The following is an 18,380-nucleotide window of genomic DNA, read 5'->3' as shown; positions in this document are numbered from 1 at the left end:
ATTGTATGGGTTCCATCTGTTATATATAATCTTTTTGAATACGAAGAAAACTGATGAATGAGTATGATATTACGGTTATAGGTAGCGGTCCTGGTGGTTATATAGCGGCAATTAGGGCGGCACAGCTTGGGTTTAAAACTGCAATTGTGGAAAAAGAAAAAAATTTAGGCGGTATATGCTTAAATTGGGGATGTATACCAACAAAATCACTGCTTAGAGCATCTGAGGTTTATAGGCTAATAAAAAGATCAAAAGAGTTTGGTATAGAAGTAAAGGGAGCGAATTTTGATATACAATCAATAGTGAAATACTCAAGAAACGTTGTTGATAAATTGTCAAGCGGTGTTGCATATTTGATGAAAAAAAATAATATCAAAGTTCATCAAGGTTTTGGTAAACTTGCAGGCAATGGTACTATAAAAGTCGTTAGCGATAAGGAAGAACAAGAAATTGTTTCCAAGCATATCATTTTAGCAACAGGCGTGAGGGCACGGAATCTGCCTGGAATAGAGGCAGATGGAGATTTAATATGGAATGCGCAGCACGCTATGACTCCAGAGAGATTACCAAAATCGCTACTAATTATAGGGTCTGGTGCAATTGGAATAGAATTTGCAAGTTTTTATAGTACTTTGGGTGTTGATGTAACAATCATAGAGATAAAGAGCACTATTTTGCCGCTGGAGGATAAGGACATTTCAGATTTAGCACAAGAAATATTCACAAAACAGGGGATAGAAATATATACAAGCAGTAGCGTAAAAGCTCTTACTAAAAGTAAAGACTCTGCTCAAGTGCTACTAAGTAGTGGTGAGAGCAAAGAATTTGAGAGGGTGATTGTTGCGGTTGGAATTCAAGCAAATATTGAAAATATAGGTTTAGAAAATACAAAAATTAAATTAAGCCCTTCTGGCTTTATTGAAACGAATGAATGGTATGAAACTAGTGAATCAAATGTGTATGCAATAGGTGATGTAGCTGGCCCACCATGTTTAGCACATAAAGCGAGCCATGAAGCCGTGATCTGCATTGAAAAGATTGCTGGTAAAAATGCTCATGCGTTAAAAAAAGAATGCATACCAAATTGCACTTATTCTCATCCACAAATAGCGAGCATCGGCCTTACTGAGGAACAGGCAATAAAAGGTGGGTATGATATAAAAATAGGAAAATTTCACTCTAACTTTAATGGTAAGTCTGTTGCACTCAGTGAAACTGAAGGGTTAGTGAAAACGATTATAGATAAAAAAACCGGAGAAATTCTGGGTAGCCACATGATAGGTGCAGAAGTAACGGAGTTAATTAGCAATTTTGCTCTTGCAAAGCAACTAGAAGGAACAGACTTCGACATAAAATCTACGATTTTTCCTCATCCAACCATTTCAGAGATGATACATGAATCAGTGCTTGCTGCAGATGTTAAATAGTTGAACTAACGTTCCATCGTTTTAGAGTTGTCAATGTCTTGAGTAGTAGTTTGATTAGGCACTTTAGTTTCAATAGATTGATTACCACCAGCATCAGAATTCTGTAACTCTTCTTTCAATCCCTTAGCTGCTTCTTTAACTTCAAGCTTTGCCTTTGGATGAAGATCTTCTGGGCCTTTTCCTTTAGTATCCAAACCTTGTTGTAGATTAGTGCTTTTCATTTTATTATGCTGCTCGTGCTCAGGTAGGTCAACGACCGAATTGAAAAGAATTTTTATTATATTTTTTAGCAGTTCTAAAAAACCTCCGCTTCTGCCTTCTCTTTGTTCTTGAGGTTTATTTTTCTCATTAGGTTCTTTTTTACTATTACTTTTAGGCATTTTTAACTCAACTATCATAACGCTTAATAAAATTCTACGTGCAAATTGTTAAATAACAGTTAACAATCTAGGATTTATTATTTACAGATGGATATTATTTTAGCAACAGGTGGCACAGGTGGGCATATCTTTCCGGCCATAGCTTTAGCAAAAGCACTAAAGACACAAGGATACAATTGCATATTATTCACTGATAAAAAAACAAATAAAAATACCGACATAGAAAGCTACACCTTACCATTACGTAGACCAAGCAGCAACAAATTTAAGTTTTTCCTTTTCTTGATATACAGCTCTATGTTAGCACTGTATCAAGTAAGAAAATTAAAACCAAAATCGGTCATTGGTTTTGGTAGCTATGCTTCTTTTCCAACTCTTCTTGCAGCAAGAGTTCTTTCTATACCTATAATTTTACATGAACAAAACACAGTTTTAGGGAGAGTAAATAGATTCTTTTTCAAGAGTGCAAAATTAATTGCAACCAGCTTTCCGGAGACTAAATATGCAGAGGGCAATAAATGTATTTTTACAGGAAATTTTGTTGATATAAAAGCACAGAGCCATTCTAGCACTGAGAAAATCCTAAATATATTGGTCATAGCAGGCAGCCAAGGTGCAAATTTTTTTGATGATGTAGTAAGCAGCGTAATTTGTGATTTACCTATTAAAATGAAAAAGAAAATTAGAGTGACGCAGCAATGTACGAAGAAAAATGTAAACAAGGTCAAAAGTCTATACAAAAGTGAAAAGATCGATTGTGAATTGAGTGAATTTTTTGATGATATGGAGAATAGACTGGCCAATGCTCACTTGGTAATTAGCAGAGCAGGAGCAACTTCAATAGCAGAGATCACTCTTGCTAGGCGTTCTGCTATATATATTCCTTACCCTTACTCAAAAGATAATCACCAATTTTATAACGCAAAATATATTGAAGACTCGAGAGCAGCTATAATAGTTAAGCAGAATAGTGAAGCAAAAAAAAATCTAACAGAGGTACTATTTGATCTATTAAATAATTCTCAAAAATTGCGTGATATGACCAATAGTACAGAAAAAACAGGGATAAAGAATGGGACTACTGAGTTTGTTAAGGTGATTGTTCACAGGTTTAGTTGATGGCTGCTTGCTTTTTCTTCAAACACGTCCCAAAGATCCTTTTCTAGCGATATATTATACAATTTATTGATATAAACTACTCCCGTGGGTGAAGTTGTGTTAATTTCGAGCAGGAAGTCATCTATAATATCAATACCAACAAATATTAGCCCTCTTTTCTTTAATTCAGGACCAATTTTGTTACATATTTCATTGTTTCTATCGTTCATTTGAGCGGGCTCAAAACTTGCTCCAAGTCGCATGTTTGTTCTGATCTCTCCACTGATTTTTGGAATTCGTTTCATTACACCAATTGGTTGGCCATAAAGTAGCAATATTCTTTTATCTTTATCTATGTTTTTACAAAATGATTGTGCAATCACAGGGCATTCGTATTTTGCTATCATGAGATCCACTACTACTTGAATACTATTCTCATCTTGTATTCTTATCACATCGTTTCCTCCATAACTATACAATGGCTTCAGAATAATATCTTGATAGTTGTAGTAGAAATCTCTAATCATTGATATATTTTCAGTAATCAAAGTTGGCGGAATTAGCTCTGGAAATAATGAAGTTATCAATTTTTCAGGACAATTTCTTATTTCTGTTGGATTGTTAATTACCAATGCGCTGGTTTTTTCTAAGATATATGTTGTTGTAATATAACGCATATCAAAGGGTGGATCCTGTCTGATAAATATGATGTCCATTTCATTCAAGTTGATTGCTACATCCTCTTTAGAGATAAAACTAAAATCATCAACGCTGACTTTCTGAGCCAGAGCAATTGGATGGTTTAGCTTTAGTGCTAAATTGTTAGGAGCATAGACAAAAACTTCGTGCTTCCTCCTTTGTGCTTCCTTTATTAGCACGAATGTAGTGTCAGTTTCAAAATTTATATTTTCATCCATCTGAAAGGCAACTTTCATTTATGTTCTCTACCTATTGTCACAATTGTACAAATGTTATAATTTGAAAGCGATTTTTGCCTAATGGCGTAACTTACTGTACCTATATCGTACATAACTTACAACTTGTTTTACTCCCTTTACTTTTCTTGCAATTGCTATTACAGCTTTTAATTCCGCTTTATTTTGGGCTATACCCATCAAATAAACAACTCTATCAACCGTATTAACGCTATAATTAATTGACTTAATATTTCTTTTTCCCAGGAGTCTTGTTCTTATTTCCGCTGTTATCATGCCATCTACAGTGGTGTCTAGCATGGAAGCCATTTGAATTGGTATTACTCTTATTTCATTTATCACTTCTTTAATTTCTTTTTGCTGCCAAGCTATTTTTTCTGCTGTAAGTTGTTTTTCAGGAGTGTCAACACTTCCAATGAGCAATACTCTTCCTTCACTTACTTTAACCTTTATGGATGAAAATAGCCCATGTTTTAAGAGCCCCTTATTAATTCTGATGACCATAGTCGTATCATCAATGATATTTCCCAAGGATTTGTCCTGCATTGTTATTGCTGTTGCTGTCGCTGTAGCCACCACACCACCTATTATAAGGGTTGTGCAACCACTTTGTGTAATCAAAAAAATTGCGAGTAAGAAGCTTGTTATTAATCTCATTATTGATTTTCAGGGTTTAGAGCTTTCATTAAGAAATGTTAATAAGCTTTTTTGATTGTGTAAATACCATAAATTAAGTAAGACTTTAAACCTTGAATATTTTTAATGGAATACCTATAATAGGGTACTGAAAATTTCTTGCGGATATGGCGGAATTGGTAGACGTGCCAGGTTTAGGTCCTGGTGAGCTTGCTCGTGGGGGTTCAAGTCCCTCTATCCGCACTTTAAAGTCATGTAACTTAGGTTTTAAGGGAAAATTTATAATCACTAAATACACTTTTGTTTGTGTAAAAACCTGTTCTTAAGGATTGTGTTTAACTTAAATTCTGGTAAAATGACTCTATTAAGATATGAATTAAAATGTTAATAAATGAATTATGATGTCTAATAATATACCTCAAAATACAGTCGAAGTAAGTAGCGTATATACCTACAAAGAGCTTAGTATAGATAAACTAAAGTATGAGTATGAAATCACAGTTGGTAGTGATTATATAAAACAAAAGGTAAATTCCAGGTTGCAAGAGATAGCAGAAAATGCAAAATCACCTGGATTTAGGGCTGGAAAGATGCCCTATGACCTTGTTGTTGCAAATTATAAAAACGAGGCTTTGGAATATGTGATAAATAATACAATTGATTATTGCTCAAGTGATTTGATGAAAAAAATTGAAGTCAAGTCTCACATTTATCCTAAGGTTGATGTTATATCATTACCAGATCTGGGCAAAGAAAATGAGGAGGGCAATTTTGTATACAAGCTATCTTTTGAGTCGATGCCTGAAGTACCGATGATAGATCTTGACAAAATAAACTTAAAGAAAATTGAAGCAAAGATTGAAGAGGAAGATATAAAAGAATTTATTGATTCTATCAAAACAAAGTTCCCCAATTTTGCCTCTGTTGATGATGCTTCTTATCAAGCGAAAGATGGGGATAAATTGATAATTGATTTTGAAGGGCGGATTAGGAATAAGCTCTTTCAAGGTGGAAGTAGCAAAAATTTTGCCGTTAATTTAGGGTCTGGCACATTTATTAATGGTTTTGAAGATCAATTAACTGGTATGAAAAAGGGAGAAACAAAGAACTTTAAGTTGAAATTTCCTGAAAATTACCAAGCCATTTCCCTTGCAGGACAGGAAGCTGATTTTTCTGTGCGAGTTAATGAGATTCAAATTGCCAAAGATTTTGAAAATGATGATGAAATAGCTAAGAGTATTGGGTTTAAAGATTATTCTTTGCTAATAAATCATGCAAAAAAAATGATTGGTGATCAGTGCACCGAAATGAGAAATCTCTTAATTAAAAAGGAGCTGTTTGATTATTTGGATGCTAATTATAGTTTTGATTTACCCACAGACATAGTAAAACAGGAGCAACAAAGAATGGAAGGAGAATTGGGTGCTCAAAATGATTCTCGTAAAGAAGCTGAAAAACGTGTAAAGCTTGCTATGTTATTTATGAAATTTAGTGCAGAACATAAAATATCATTAACTCAAAATGATGTTTTGAGTGTTATTGTAAATCAATATGTCAGTAAAGATGTGCAATTTGACAGAGTACTTAAGCATTTTGAATCAAATAAACAATTTCAAGAATTAGTTAGAGGGCAAGCGCTTGAGTATAAAGTGACAGATTATATAATAGAAAAAGTTAGTAAAGAAGAGCAGATTGTTTCTGTGAAAGAATTAAAGGAATTATTTGATAATATTTAATAGGAAAAGGTATGACTCTTATACCAATTGTAGTTGAACAAACTAGTCGCGGTGAGCGCGCTTATGACATATATTCAAGACTAGTGAAAGAAAGAATAATTTTTGTAACAGGTCCTATTGAAGACAATATGGCCAGTGTAATAGTAGCACAGCTTTTATTTTTAGAATCGGAAAATCCCGATAAAGACATTTGTATGTACATCAACTCACCAGGTGGTGTTGTAACTGCTGGTTTGTCGATCTACGATACAATGCAGTATATAAACCCAGACGTTTCAACTTTATGTATAGGTCAAGCTGCGTCTATGGGTTCTTTATTGCTTGCAGCTGGTACAAAAGGTAAGCGCTACTCTCTACCTCATTCAAGAATTATGATACATCAGCCATCTGGTGGTTATCATGGTCAAGCAACTGATATAGAAATACATGCTAATGAAATTTTGCGAGTTAAGAAAAAACTAAATCAAATTTATGAAAAACATACTGGAAATTCACTGAAGAAAATTGAAGGAATGATGGAAAGAGATAAATTCATGGATCCTGAAGAAGCAAGGAAAATTGGCTTAATTGACAGGGTGATAGCTGAGCGTACAGATATTGAAATTGAAAATATTAAAGTTAAACAAAAGGTGGGTTAATGGATAACAATAATGATTTACACTACTGTTCTTTTTGCAACAAGGCGCAAGATGAAGTAGATAAATTGATTACTAACTCTTCGGATGGTTTAAAGGTGTTTATTTGTAATGAGTGCATAGAATTATCCCATAAAGCAATAAGTCAAAAGAAAGATAGATCTTTTAATTCAGATCGTATATCTGATATGAAGCTATTACTAAAGAAACCTGAGGATATAAAAAACTTTCTCAGCAAGCATGTTGTAGGTCAAGAACACGCGCAACACGTTTTATCTGTAGCTATGTATAACCATTGTCAATCCATGGTACAATTTCATGCTATAAGTGATATTGAAATCGAGAAGTCAAATATAATGCTTATTGGTCCCACTGGTTCTGGTAAGACTTTGCTAGCCAAAACACTTGCTAAAGTTTCAGATGTGCCATTTGCTATGGCTGATGCGACAACTTTAACTGAGGCAGGTTATGTGGGTGATGATGTAGAAAGCGTGTTGTCGCGTTTATTACAAGCTGCAAATTATGACGTTGTAAAAGCACAGCGTGGTATAGTGTTTATAGATGAAATAGACAAGATTACAAGAAAATCTGAAAGCACTTCAATAACCCGTGACGTTTCAGGTGAAGGGGTCCAGCAAGCTCTGCTTAAGATTATGGAGGGTACAGTTGCTTATGTTCCGCCACAAGGAGGGCGAAAACACCCACAACAAGAGTTTATACAAGTGGATACTAGTAACATACTGTTTATTTGTGGAGGAGCTTTTGAAGGCCTCGATAAAATTATTGAAGCGAGAAAAAAGGGAACGTCAGTTGGCTTTGGAGCAGATATAAGTCAGTCTAAAGAGCAAAAGAAAAAGAATGCTTTACATGATGTTCAACCTGAAGATTTAATCAAATTCGGTTTAATACCCGAATTTGTAGGGCGGGTTCCAATAACTGCTGTTTTAGATGAGCTGGATCATGAAGATTTAATACATGTGTTGACAGAGCCAAGGAATGCACTAATAAAACAGTACAAAGCATTGCTTGCGTTTAGCAAAGTAAACCTTGAGTTTTCAGATGAAGCAATATCAGCTATTGCTAAAAAGGCTATAAGCTACAAAACAGGTGCAAGAATGTTACGTGCTATCTTGGAGTCACTTTTGCTTGACATTATGTATACATCTGGAAACGGAGGCTTTGAAGGTAGCACTATAGTAATCACTAAGAAAATGGTAGAATTAGGAAAAGCAACGGTTAATCATAATAACAATGGCAATGTTATAACGGTTAATGATTAATTTGAGGCATATATTATGAACATTGAACGTGCTGTAAGCTCTAGTTTTACTGCATTGCCAGTATTACCTTTAAGAGATGTAGTAATTTTTCCAAATATAATGGTGCCTTTATTCATAGGCAGAGAAAAATCTGTTAATGCACTAGAGTATGCAATAAGTAGTAGTAATCACCAAAATGAGATTTTTCTTGTAGCACAGAAAGATGGCTCTGTTGATAATCCAGAGCCTGAAGATCTTTATGAAGTAGGTGTGTTAGCAAGCATTGTACAACCGTTAATAAAATTACCTGACAATGCAGTAAAAGTTATAATCCGGGGGATAAGAAGGGGAAGAGTTGTAGAATATATTAGCTCTCATACTTTATTACAAGCCAGGGTAGAGTTAGACAATCATTATAAAGAAGATGAAGACAATATTGATTTAGAAGCTTTAAGGCGGTCTGTTGTAGACGCGTTCGATAGCTGGTGTAAGCTAAACAAGAAAAATCAACCCGAGGTTGCCATTAACTCCATTGATCAAATCAAAGAAGTTGATCAACTTGTAGACACGGTAGCTTCACATTTAAATATAAAAGTATCAGATAAACAAAGTATACTTGAGGCTTATGACCCAGAAGAGCGTTTAAAAAAAGCTTTTGCTTTTATTGAGAGAGAAATGAGTATTTTGAACGCACAAAACCGTTTATATAAGACAATTAAATCGCAAGTTGAAAGCACTCAGAAAGTTTACTACCTTAACGAGCAATTGAAAGCTATACAGAAAGAATTAGGCGAATTTGAGAATGGTGATGAAGGGAATATACTCAATGAATTTGAAAAAAAGATAAATGAAACAAAGCTTTCTCAGGAAGCAAGAGAGAAAGCTATAACTGATTTGAAGAGATACAAGAAAATGAATCCCATTTCTCCTGAAGCTACAGTTATATCTAGTTACTTGCATTGGTTGCTTGAGTTGCCATGGGGAAAGTACAAAGATGCAAAAATTAACTTAAATGCAGCTAAGAAAATCTTAGATGAAAATCATTATGGCATAGAGAAAGTAAAAGATAGAATAATAGAATTTTTAGCGGTATTAAAAAGAGTAAAAGAGATAAAAGGTCCTATACTTTGCTTAGTTGGACCGCCAGGTGTTGGTAAAACTTCTTTAGCTAAGTCTATGGCAAGAGCAGTAGGAAGAGATTTTGTTCGCATAGCTCTTGGTGGTGTGCGTGATGAGTCTGAGATACGAGGGCATAGGAAAACTTATATTGGCTCAATGCCTGGTAAAATCATTCAACACATGAAAAAAGCTAATTCATGCAACCCGCTTTTTCTGCTTGATGAAATAGATAAGATGGGTTCTGATTCGCGTGGCGATCCTGCATCTGCATTACTTGAGGTTTTAGATACTGAGCACAATAAACACTTTACGGATCATTACTTGGAAGTTGAGTTTGATCTTTCAAGTGTAATGTTTGTAGCTACGGCAAACAGCTTAAATTTACCACATCCTTTGCGTGATAGGATGGAAATTATACAATTGTCCGGGTATACTGAAGATGAAAAAATCAGTATTGCTACACACCACCTTATTCCGAAGTTAAAGAAGGAGCATGGTTTGTATCAGAAGGAATGGGACATAACTAATGAGGCGTTATACGAGTTGATACGTTTATATACACGTGAAAGTGGTGTGCGGAGTATGGAAAGGGAGCTTGCAAAGCTCATGAGAAAGGCAGTTAAAGAAATATTGACTGATAAAAATAAGAAAATATCCGTAGGGGTTGACAATTTACAAGATTATTTAGGGGTACGTAAATATACCTTTGGCATTGCGGAAAATGAGAGTTTAGTAGGAATAGTAACTGGGCTCGCCTATACTGAAACAGGTGGTGATATTTTGATGATAGAATCAGTCCTAATTCCGGGCAAGGGAGAAATAAAATACACAGGAAAGCTTGGAGAGGTTATGCAAGAATCTATAAAAGCTGCGTATAGTTATATTCGATCAAATTGTTTGTTTTTTGGTATAAAGCCCGAAAAATTCCAAAATAATGATATACATTTACATGTACCTGAGGGTGCAGTACCAAAAGATGGCCCTTCTGCTGGCGGCGCGGTATGTACGTCTATTGTTTCTCTTATGACGAATATACCAGTTAACAAAAATGTTGCTATGACAGGCGAAGTGACATTGCGTGGTAGAGTTTTAGCTATTGGGGGCTTAAGAGAAAAATTGCTTGCAGCGCTCAGAGGATCAATCAAAACTGTGATTATACCAAGTGAAAATGAGAAAGATATGCAAGAGATTCCGGCAAGCATCAAAGAGGGGATCAACGTAGTTTTTGCTAAGAATATTGATGAAGTTATGAAAGTTGCTTTAATGCACCCTACTACTCCAATTGATGGTGATGATAATCAAAATAGTGTGCCTTCCTCTATAGAAAGTAAAGATGATACTTTTCCTATGTCGGAAACATTGAAGCATTAGATTAAAAAAATATTATCAATCTCCATTTCTCTTTTATCCGGCAAAAATCCACCAACTTGTGCATCCCATAAGGATATGACTTGCTTTGTTGTTATGTCATTCATATTTTTTACTTATTCTATCTCCCAGTTTAATTCAAGTAGATGATATATTATAATAGTCCTTTTCATGGAAATCTTTTCTGGTAGATTGCTTTCTAGAAAAACATTGGTCAAGGTGCCAACTGTGGTTTATAATAATATAGATTATATCATAGTTGATTTGCGTTTATCAGAGCTGAGGTATGTTTTATCTTACAAATTTTTTGCCTATTTTACTGTTCCTATTTCTTTTTGTAGGAAGCGGCATATATTTTACTGTTCTTGGCGTGTCAAATGCTTTTTATCAGTTATCTCCACTGGTAGCCATTGTTCCTGCCATAGCTCTGGGTTGGGTTTTATACAAGGGCAATACTGAAGAAAAAATGTATGCCTTTCTAGATGGGGTAAGAGATCGTAATATTATCACTATGTGCATCATTTTTTTACTTGCAGGTGCATTCAGTGAAGTAACTAAAGCAATCGGTAGTGCTGATGCCACAGTTAATTTGGCTCTTTCATTTATACCAACACAATTTTTACTCATAGGATTATTTTTTGTAGCAGCTTTCATCTCCACTGCTATTGGTACATCAATGGGCACCATTGCAACAATTGCTCCTATTGCAGTTGAACTGACACAAGCTGGGATTTCTCCTTCCTTAGGAGTTGCAACTGTTGTAGGAGGAGCAATGTTTGGCGACAATTTATCTATTATCTCTGATACTACCATTGCATCTGTGATGTCTCAAAAGGCTGATATAAAGAAAAAATTAAAACTGAATGCAAAAGTGGCACTAATTGCTTCTATATTCACAATAATTATATTATTTTATAGCTCAAGCAATAGTGCTGCTATTTCAGTTAAGGAGTATTCTTTATTGCTTGTGGCTCCTTACATCATACTTATATTGCTTGCAAACTTTGGAATCAATGTATTTACGGCATTGGTTTTAAGCATAACTTTTGCTGGAATCATTGGATTTATAAATAACAACAATTATGGGTTATTGTTTTTAAGCCAAAACATCACCAAAGGGTTTATGAGTATGCATGAAATTATGCTACTGTCATTGATGGTTGGCGGACTTTCAGGACTGGTAGGTAAAAATTCTAAGGAGTTTGCAGATAAACTTTCATCTTGGGTTATGATACAACGTGGTGGACAAAAAACTGCGCAGTTATTTATTGCAAAAATAGTCAGTATATTTGATATTTTACTTGCAAATAACACCATCGCTATAATTTTTAGTGGTGAAATTGCTAGAGATATTGCTAAGAAATATGAAATACCGCCTCGCTATAGTGCAGCATGGCTAGGCATATTTTCTTGTGTATTTCAAGGATTAATACCGTATGGCGCTCAATTGCTTTTGGCTAGCACTATTGCTGGAGTTTCACCTTTGGCAGTCGTGCCACACGTATACTATTGCTATGTTTTAGGTATTATTGCAGTGTTATATATTGTATTGAACAAAATTGAGAAAAAAGATTGTGCTTAATATACAAGACAACGCTCCGCTCTGTAGAAAATGGATGTTCTTAGCAGTATGTGCCCTTGCTTGCTCTGGGTTACTGTCAATAATTGTTATTTTTCTACGATTGCCTTTTATCTCCTCTCTCGTTCCTTCTGCACAATATATTTTTGATAATGCGCTGGTAATACACGTGAACTTGTCAATTTTAGTGTGGATGTGCTCTATAATATCTCTGCTCTTTATCATAAACCTACAAAATACCAATAGTTGGTTTAACTTTTCATGGGTTCTATCAACCCTTTCGATGCTGCTCATGTTTATATCCGCATTCGTTCCAAACACTGAAGTTATCAAAAGTAATTATATTCCCGTGTTACAAAACAAATTATTTTTGTTTGGACTCAGTTTATTTATTGCCAGTATATTAGTAAATACAATGCTAGCATACACATCAAAAAAAGAGGTTTCATTTCTCTCTGTTGGGCAAATTGGGCTAGTTATTATACTTGTATCGTCATTTCTTTGCTTTGTTTTAGCATATAATAATATGCCTCCAGGTCTATATCACTCAGATAATAATTTATTTTACGAATATCTCTTTTGGGGAGGCGGACATTTATTGCAGTTTGCTTTTACTCAAGGAATGTTTTTAGTCTATTTAATAATGCTAAGTTCCAATGATATTAGTCTAGCTTCAAGCAATAAAATTACTATTTTACCACTATTTATAAACACGATTTTAGCTGTAGGCGCACCGTTTGTATATTTTGTTTATCCAGTTGATAGTGCCAAGTTAATACAGTTTTTTACTTGGCATATGAGGATTGCTGGAGCAGTTTTGCCGTGCTTTTTGATAATATTAGTGTGCTGCAACATCAGGACTTTTACTAATGATAAAAGCAACTATTTATTACATTCATTTTTGTTGTTCACTTATGGAGATGTGCTCGGAGTGTTGACTATTGAAGGTAATGTCACGATTCCCGCTCATTACCATGGTTCTGTAGTTGGGATCACTATAGCTTTTATGAATTTCATTTATTGGCTGTTACCCAAATTAAACTTTAAAGAGGTAAAAAACTCCATGGTAAGATTACAGATTTATGCCTACAGTGTAGGGCATTTTCTCCATATTACTGGCCTTGTTTGGCTTGGTGGGTATGGTGCTTTAAGGAAGGTTGCAGATCTGCCAAGCATTTCGTCAATGTTAGCACGCACGTGCTTCATTATAGGTGGCGCTATATCAGTTGTTGGTGGAATGTTGTTCGTAATAATTGTGCTTTTACATCTGTTAAAAGGCAAAGCGCGTACCAACTGACCCATAGAAACAAAAAAAACTTACTTGACAAACTCCGCCAGCCCCCTTATCATGAAACTGAAGCTATTTATTTATCTTCTCTGTACAGATTAAATGACAAAAAAACTCACGTATCTGGCGTCTCATGTTTAATTTTTTGCACTATGTGCACCTTATGTCTTTATCAAACTTCTACCTACATAAGCTGAAACGCGCTTATAAAGCGTTTAAAACATAAAAAAACGCCAACTTAAAAAATGGATAGTGAATAACTAGCTACCCTAGGGTTTCTTTTGCCTTTTTTTCTGTTTAGTAAATTTCTTAATGTTTCTAATTTAGATTAGTTGCGGTTTAAAAGCAACTGAATCGCGGTTATTAAGCATTTAGAATAAAAAAACGCCATACTTGAAAGTATAATGTAAGTAATTAGCCAACCACGGGGCTTCTTTTGCCTTTTTTTTCATTTGGTAAATTTCTTAATGTTTATGGCTAAAGATTGCACGAATGTTGCAATTACAAAAGCGTTTCTACTAGGAGGGTGTCATCCCAGTGCTTGACACTGGGATCCAGCCTTTCTGCAATCTCATCGGAAACGTTGTAACCACTTTCTATACTAGTTTGCTTGTGAGCAACCTGGATCCCAGTGTCAGCTACTCGGATGACACCATTCTTTTTCCTGGATCCAAATAGTCAAGGCACTGGAATGACAAAAAAAGGAGGCACTGGAACGACAAAGTGGAGTGTCTGCTTCTGTCATCCTATGATAGCTAAAAAGACCTGGTCACGCGCTGGAATGACACCGAAGGGGCTACTGCCCTCTTGGATGGAGACCAGTGTCAGCTACTTAGATGATACCTTTTTTCTACTTAGTTTAGGTTATGCAGAAGTCTAATACAATTATAGAACAAGCTTAAAAATTCTGGTAAAGTAGTTTTATTTACAAAGAAAGAATATGCTACTTGAAATTGAAAAGCGCAGCATAACAAATGCATTGTGGAAGTTGCAAGAAGCAGATCAAAGGCAAATCTTAACTCTTACACAGAGATTTGAGTTACCAGAAATATTAGCAATAATATTGGTTACTCGTGGTGTTAACATAGAAAATGCAAGCGACTTCTTATATCCACTAATCAGATCGCTATTACCAGATCCCTTTCACCTTCTTGATATGGATAAAGCTGTTTCTCGTATAATACGGGCAATAAAAAATGATGAAAACCTTGCAATATTTGGTGACTATGATGTTGATGGTGCAACGTCGTCAGCATTGATTAACAGGTACCTGAGAGCAATCGATATACACTCTATAATCTACATTCCAGATCGTGTTGATGAGGGTTATGGATTAAACACAGATGCTTTATTACAACTTAAAAAGAATGGAATTGATTTATGTATTTCCGTTGATTGTGGTACGCTTGCATATCAACCAATAGAAGATGCAAAGGCTTTTGGTCTTGATATTATAGTTGTTGACCATCACCTTGGTACGGAAAAATTACCAAGCGCCGTAGCAATTGTGAATCCAAACCGCCTTGATGAGAGCTCTCCTTATAATAACCTAGCAGCAGTTGGAGTGTCATTTCTGCTAATTGTTGCTCTTAATAAAAGCCTACGTGAGCAAGGATTTTTTACCAACAAAAAAGAACCAGATTTATTTGATCTGTTGGATTTGGTTGCCCTGGGAACTGTCTGTGATGTTATGCAGATCACAGGCCTCAATAGAGCACTTGTCTCACAAGGATTAAAAGTTATGTCAACAAGAAAAAACGTTGGCTTGCGTGTTTTATTTGATGCTTTGGGAATCCTTGAAAAACCAAGTGTTTCTCGATTAGGGTTTAGTATTGGGCCATGCATAAATGCTGGAGGAAGAATTGGAGAAGCATCGCTTGGTGCAAGGTTGCTTTCCACCGATGATGATGAAGAGGCACATTCAATCGCGCTAAAATTAATAGATTTGAATAATGCAAGAAAAGTGTTAGAAAATGAGGCTCTCTTGGAAGCTACAGCACAAGCGGAAAAGTCTGCCCAATCAGGTGCGAATTTTATAATGATAAGTGGCAATTGGCACCAGGGAATAATTGGTATAATTGCATCAAGGCTAAAGGAGCAGTTTCACTTGCCAACAGTAGTGATATCTTTAAATAATGGAATAGGAAAAGCAAGCTGTAGATCAATTTTGGGAGTTGATATCGGTGCTGCAGTCCTTTCCGCAAAGTTTATAAATTTGATTATTGAAGGTGGTGGCCATAGTATGGCGGCAGGATTTTCAATTAAAGAAGACAAAATAAATGATTTGCATGATTTTTTTACTGAAAGATTTTCAAATTCTATAAATGAGAAAACTTTAAAAGCTGATAGTATAGTAACTGCTAAAGCAATAAATTTGTCTTTATGGAATCAATTGCAACGCTTGGGACCATTTGGAGTTGGAAATCCTGAACCAAGGTTTATTATCCAAGGAGCAAAGATAAGAAAGCCTGAAGTTATAGGAGTTGACCATATAAAATGTTTTATTGCTGATGATAATGTTATGGTAAGAGCTATTGCATTTCGTTCTGCAAATACTCATCTTGGCTCTGCTATCATGCAGGGTAATGTTAAAGCTATTTTGGGTAAAATCTCTATGAATTACTGGAATGGCAATGAATTTGTACAATTTTTAATAGAAGATGTATTGACCATTAGTTGAGTGTATCTGTTCAGCAGAGTGGCAAAATAGGTAGACAAGATAAACCAAAAAATCAAGAATGAAGTGAGTTTACAACAAATGGTGTCATGAAATTATCTGACACTGATTTCCATCCAAGAGGGTGTCATCCCAGTGCTCCTATAATGTCATCCCAGTGCGTGACACTGGGATGACACCCTACTTAACCGTCATACCGCGATTCATTCGCGGTATCTCTTAGCCGCTAACAAGTAGCGGGATGACGAGCTTATCGTCATGCCACTGCGAACCGTCATACCGCCGCGAACCGTCATACCGCGATTCATTCGCGGTATCTCTAGATCCCGCTAACAAGCAGTGGGATGACGAGCTTATCGTCACGCCGCCACGAACCGTCATACCGCCGCGGCGCTAACAAGAGATCCCGCTAACAAGCAGCGGGATGACGGTTGTCGTTTAGCTACAAACATTAAGAAATTTACCAAATGAAAAAAAAGGCAAAAGAAGCCCCGTGGTTGGCTAATTACTTACATTATACTTTCAAGTATGGCGTTTTTTTATTCTAAACACTTAATAACCGCGATTCAGTTGCTTTTAAATGCAACTAACCTTAGCTATAAATGTTTAAGAAATTTACTAGGCAGAAAAAAAAGGCAAAGAATCCCCAGGGTAGCCAGTATTCAAATTCTCCCTTGTTCTATTTGACGTCTTTTGATGTCTTGAACGCTTTATAAGCGCGTTTCTGCTTGTATAGGTAGAAACCTAAAAGTTTTATAAAGACATGAGGTGCACATAGTGCAAAAAATTAAGCATGATTTACGCCAAATACAAAGTTCCCTTTGTCGTTTTAATCTGCAGATTGCGAAGATAAATAAATAGCTTCAGTTTCATGATAAGGGGGCTGGCGAGGTTTGTCAAGTAAGTTTTTCGTTTCTATATGGGCTACCTTAAGACTTCAACGTCTTAACGCACCTGACCCCACCAGCATATAAATTTGCATAGCTCTTTCCAGTATTAAGCAATGCAAGTCCAATGTTGTCTACACTAGAGCGCAGTTCCCCTATTTCCTCATTGTTTTCATTTGTCACTTTAGTGCCAATATCTGGAAGTGCGTTATCCCCCTCAACAAGGTAAAGTTTTCTTCTGAATATTTCTTGTCTGCTCATTCGATTTACAACTTCCTGACCTATATAACACCCCTTATTAAAGCTTATACCGTTTACCTTATCGATTAAAAATTGCAGCGGAAACGATGAATTCTGCACCATATCTTTCGCTCCATCTGGAACGAGATTTTGAATTCTAACTTTTTCATACTGAGTAAAATCCCCAACCGGCTCTTTTATTTCATCTTTATGTATGATCCTCATTCCTAGCAGCTTGTGCCTTGGATCTTGAAAAATAACTTGTGACTTACCACTACACTCCGCCAACTTAGTATTAAACAAAACTCCAACCTTATATAGTGCGCTAACGTCTTTAATCTTCACTCTCAAGTAAGTTTTAAGCAAATCCAGTTTCTCGATTATTTGCTGCAAGTGCATGTTTTCGCACTCTAAGAGGGTGTATTTACCATATTCAATAAGAAAAAAATCATATAGATATTTTCCCTGAGGGCTAAGCAATAAAGAGTAAATGGCTTTTTGGCTATCCAACTTATTAATATCATTGGTTATAATACCCTGCAGAAAATCTCTAGTGTCAGGCCCATATAGCACTATCACACCACGACTTAAAAATGGTATATAACTCATGAAATCTCTATAAATAAATCTAAATTTTATTATATAACATTAGGCTTTTTTAGAAACTGCTTTTGGCGTGCATATTTTACAAGCTCCAGCCCTTGAAATCTAACTTACGAGTATATATATATAAACTTATAAGTTAATTTGTTGATGAGGAAAAACAAATGTCAAGTATAAGTTTAAATGTATTAGATGATAGCGTGCTGGTCAAGCCTATTAGCGAAGAAAAGCAAGGTGGAATTGTGCTTCCATCAAGTGCTGAAAAGAAACCTACTAAAGGTGAAGTTATAGCAATTGGTGAAGGTTCACGCAATTCAAGTGGCGAACGCGTAACTTTAACTGTGAAAGCTGGTGATAAAGTGTTCTATCGCCAATGGGCTGGTACAGAAATAGAACATAATAATGAGAAGCTTATCGTGATGAAGGAATCCGATATACTTGCTGTCATTAAGTAGCAGTCTTTATTTTACTAAACTTAAACAAAGCGCAACATGACGCATTGTGAATGATTTT

General features: G+C 35.5%; 16 protein-coding genes and 1 tRNA gene. 12 read left to right on the top strand and 5 right to left on the bottom strand.

The window, feature by feature from the left end; genetic code table 11:
• Positions 1-53: 53 nt before the first annotated feature.
• Positions 54-1,427 (top strand): dihydrolipoyl dehydrogenase, encoded by a 1,374-nt coding sequence (gene lpdA, locus AAGD72_RS03205; RefSeq protein WP_151807945.1) that lies wholly within the window; start codon positions 54-56, stop codon positions 1,425-1,427.
• A 5-nt stretch (positions 1,428-1,432) separates the two neighbouring features.
• On the opposite strand, the gene AAGD72_RS03200 is transcribed toward lpdA, so the two are convergent.
• Positions 1,433-1,825, bottom strand: coding sequence for a hypothetical protein (locus tag AAGD72_RS03200; protein ID WP_006279962.1), 393 nt, complete (start codon positions 1,823-1,825; stop codon positions 1,433-1,435).
• 69 nt (positions 1,826-1,894) lie between these two features.
• Here AAGD72_RS03200 and murG point away from each other — a divergent pair, with 69 nt between their 5' ends.
• Positions 1,895-2,926: an undecaprenyldiphospho-muramoylpentapeptide beta-N-acetylglucosaminyltransferase gene (murG, locus tag AAGD72_RS03195; RefSeq protein WP_007549072.1), complete on the top strand. Its 1,032-nt coding sequence runs from the start codon at positions 1,895-1,897 to the stop codon at positions 2,924-2,926.
• Here murG and gshB read toward each other — a convergent pair.
• Together gshB and AAGD72_RS03185 are read right to left on the bottom strand one after the other, a co-directional pair.
• The gene (gshB, locus tag AAGD72_RS03190) at positions 2,911-3,840 is read right to left on the bottom strand and encodes a glutathione synthase (RefSeq protein WP_007549071.1); all 930 of its coding nucleotides are present in this window, start codon (positions 3,838-3,840) and stop codon (positions 2,911-2,913) included. The genes murG and gshB overlap by 16 nt on opposite strands.
• A gap of 60 nt (positions 3,841-3,900) precedes the next feature.
• Entirely contained in the window at positions 3,901-4,497 is a 597-nt protein-coding gene (locus AAGD72_RS03185; protein ID WP_006279461.1) for a BON domain-containing protein, read from the bottom strand.
• A gap of 140 nt (positions 4,498-4,637) precedes the next feature.
• Here AAGD72_RS03185 and AAGD72_RS03180 point away from each other — a divergent pair.
• The 6 genes from AAGD72_RS03180 to AAGD72_RS03155 all read left to right on the top strand — a co-directional run bounded on the left by AAGD72_RS03180 (position 4,638) and on the right by AAGD72_RS03155 (position 12,175).
• Positions 4,638-4,719 (top strand) — tRNA-Leu (locus tag AAGD72_RS03180).
• A 158-nt stretch (positions 4,720-4,877) separates the two neighbouring features.
• A complete protein-coding gene (tig, locus tag AAGD72_RS03175; protein WP_151808083.1) occupies positions 4,878-6,212 on the top strand; it encodes a trigger factor in 1,335 nt (444 codons plus the stop codon).
• A gap of 11 nt (positions 6,213-6,223) precedes the next feature.
• Positions 6,224-6,850, top strand: a complete 627-nt coding sequence (gene clpP / locus AAGD72_RS03170; protein WP_006280254.1) for an ATP-dependent Clp endopeptidase proteolytic subunit ClpP — start codon at positions 6,224-6,226, stop codon at positions 6,848-6,850.
• Positions 6,850-8,127: an ATP-dependent Clp protease ATP-binding subunit ClpX gene (clpX, locus tag AAGD72_RS03165; RefSeq protein WP_006279985.1), complete on the top strand. Its 1,278-nt coding sequence runs from the start codon at positions 6,850-6,852 to the stop codon at positions 8,125-8,127. Before clpP ends, clpX begins: the two co-directional genes overlap by 1 nt.
• Positions 8,128-8,142: 15 nt before the next feature.
• Positions 8,143-10,596: an endopeptidase La gene (lon, locus tag AAGD72_RS03160; RefSeq protein WP_141456951.1), complete on the top strand. Its 2,454-nt coding sequence runs from the start codon at positions 8,143-8,145 to the stop codon at positions 10,594-10,596.
• Positions 10,597-10,879: 283 nt separating this feature from the next.
• Complete coding sequence (locus tag AAGD72_RS03155) at positions 10,880-12,175, top strand: Na+/H+ antiporter NhaC family protein (RefSeq protein ID WP_341815099.1); 1,296 nt, start codon at positions 10,880-10,882, stop codon at positions 12,173-12,175.
• On the opposite strand, the gene AAGD72_RS03150 is transcribed toward AAGD72_RS03155, so the two are convergent.
• Positions 12,131-12,337, bottom strand: a complete 207-nt coding sequence (locus tag AAGD72_RS03150) for a hypothetical protein (RefSeq protein WP_236718462.1) — start codon at positions 12,335-12,337, stop codon at positions 12,131-12,133. The two genes, AAGD72_RS03155 and AAGD72_RS03150, sit on opposite strands and share 45 nt — an antisense overlap.
• Between AAGD72_RS03150 and AAGD72_RS03145 the strand changes: the two genes are divergently transcribed.
• The 3 genes from AAGD72_RS03145 (at position 12,249) to recJ (ending at position 16,140) form a co-directional block, all read left to right on the top strand.
• A complete protein-coding gene (locus AAGD72_RS03145) occupies positions 12,249-13,469 on the top strand; it encodes a cbb3-type cytochrome c oxidase subunit I (RefSeq protein WP_341815118.1) in 1,221 nt (406 codons plus the stop codon). The genes AAGD72_RS03150 and AAGD72_RS03145 overlap by 89 nt on opposite strands.
• 637 nt (positions 13,470-14,106) lie before the next feature.
• Positions 14,107-14,340, top strand: a complete 234-nt coding sequence (locus AAGD72_RS03140; RefSeq protein ID WP_010962507.1) for a hypothetical protein — start codon at positions 14,107-14,109, stop codon at positions 14,338-14,340.
• A 60-nt stretch (positions 14,341-14,400) separates the two neighbouring features.
• Positions 14,401-16,140 (top strand): single-stranded-DNA-specific exonuclease RecJ, encoded by a 1,740-nt coding sequence (gene recJ, locus AAGD72_RS03135; protein WP_341815098.1) that lies wholly within the window; start codon positions 14,401-14,403, stop codon positions 16,138-16,140.
• A 926-nt stretch (positions 16,141-17,066) separates the two neighbouring features.
• Here recJ and AAGD72_RS03130 read toward each other — a convergent pair.
• Positions 17,067-17,873 carry a folate-binding protein gene (locus AAGD72_RS03130; RefSeq protein ID WP_341815097.1) on the bottom strand — a complete coding sequence of 269 codons (807 nt, stop codon included), beginning with the start codon at positions 17,871-17,873 and terminating at the stop codon, positions 17,067-17,069.
• 167 nt (positions 17,874-18,040) lie between these two features.
• On the opposite strand from AAGD72_RS03130, the gene AAGD72_RS03125 reads away from it, so the two are divergent.
• Positions 18,041-18,322: a co-chaperone GroES gene (locus AAGD72_RS03125; protein WP_341815117.1), complete on the top strand. Its 282-nt coding sequence runs from the start codon at positions 18,041-18,043 to the stop codon at positions 18,320-18,322.
• The last annotated feature ends 58 nt before the right edge of the window (positions 18,323-18,380 follow it).

The sequence above is a fragment of the Wolbachia endosymbiont (group A) of Chalcis sispes genome (assembly GCF_964026765.1).
GTDB classification, from domain to species: Bacteria; Pseudomonadota; Alphaproteobacteria; order Rickettsiales; family Anaplasmataceae; genus Wolbachia; species Wolbachia pipientis.
Note: the sequence above shows the minus strand (reverse complement) of the source record. Positions and strands in the feature narration are given on the sequence as shown.

Coding starts and splice junctions, on each gene's coding strand:
- murG (WP_007549072.1), top strand. CDS start 1,895: ATGGATATTATTTTAGCAACAGGTGGCACAGGTGGGCATATCTTTCCG.
- clpX (WP_006279985.1), top strand. CDS start 6,850: ATGGATAACAATAATGATTTACACTACTGTTCTTTTTGCAACAAGGCG.
- AAGD72_RS03140 (WP_010962507.1), top strand. CDS start 14,107: ATGACACCATTCTTTTTCCTGGATCCAAATAGTCAAGGCACTGGAATG.
- gshB (WP_007549071.1), bottom strand. CDS start 3,840: ATGAAAGTTGCCTTTCAGATGGATGAAAATATAAATTTTGAAACTGAC.
- tig (WP_151808083.1), top strand. CDS start 4,878: ATGTCTAATAATATACCTCAAAATACAGTCGAAGTAAGTAGCGTATAT.
- recJ (WP_341815098.1), top strand. CDS start 14,401: ATGCTACTTGAAATTGAAAAGCGCAGCATAACAAATGCATTGTGGAAG.
- clpP (WP_006280254.1), top strand. CDS start 6,224: ATGACTCTTATACCAATTGTAGTTGAACAAACTAGTCGCGGTGAGCGC.
- AAGD72_RS03130 (WP_341815097.1), bottom strand. CDS start 17,873: ATGAGTTATATACCATTTTTAAGTCGTGGTGTGATAGTGCTATATGGG.
- AAGD72_RS03155 (WP_341815099.1), top strand. CDS start 10,880: ATGTTTTATCTTACAAATTTTTTGCCTATTTTACTGTTCCTATTTCTT.
- lon (WP_141456951.1), top strand. CDS start 8,143: ATGAACATTGAACGTGCTGTAAGCTCTAGTTTTACTGCATTGCCAGTA.
- AAGD72_RS03185 (WP_006279461.1), bottom strand. CDS start 4,497: ATGAGATTAATAACAAGCTTCTTACTCGCAATTTTTTTGATTACACAA.
- lpdA (WP_151807945.1), top strand. CDS start 54: ATGAATGAGTATGATATTACGGTTATAGGTAGCGGTCCTGGTGGTTAT.
- AAGD72_RS03200 (WP_006279962.1), bottom strand. CDS start 1,825: ATGATAGTTGAGTTAAAAATGCCTAAAAGTAATAGTAAAAAAGAACCT.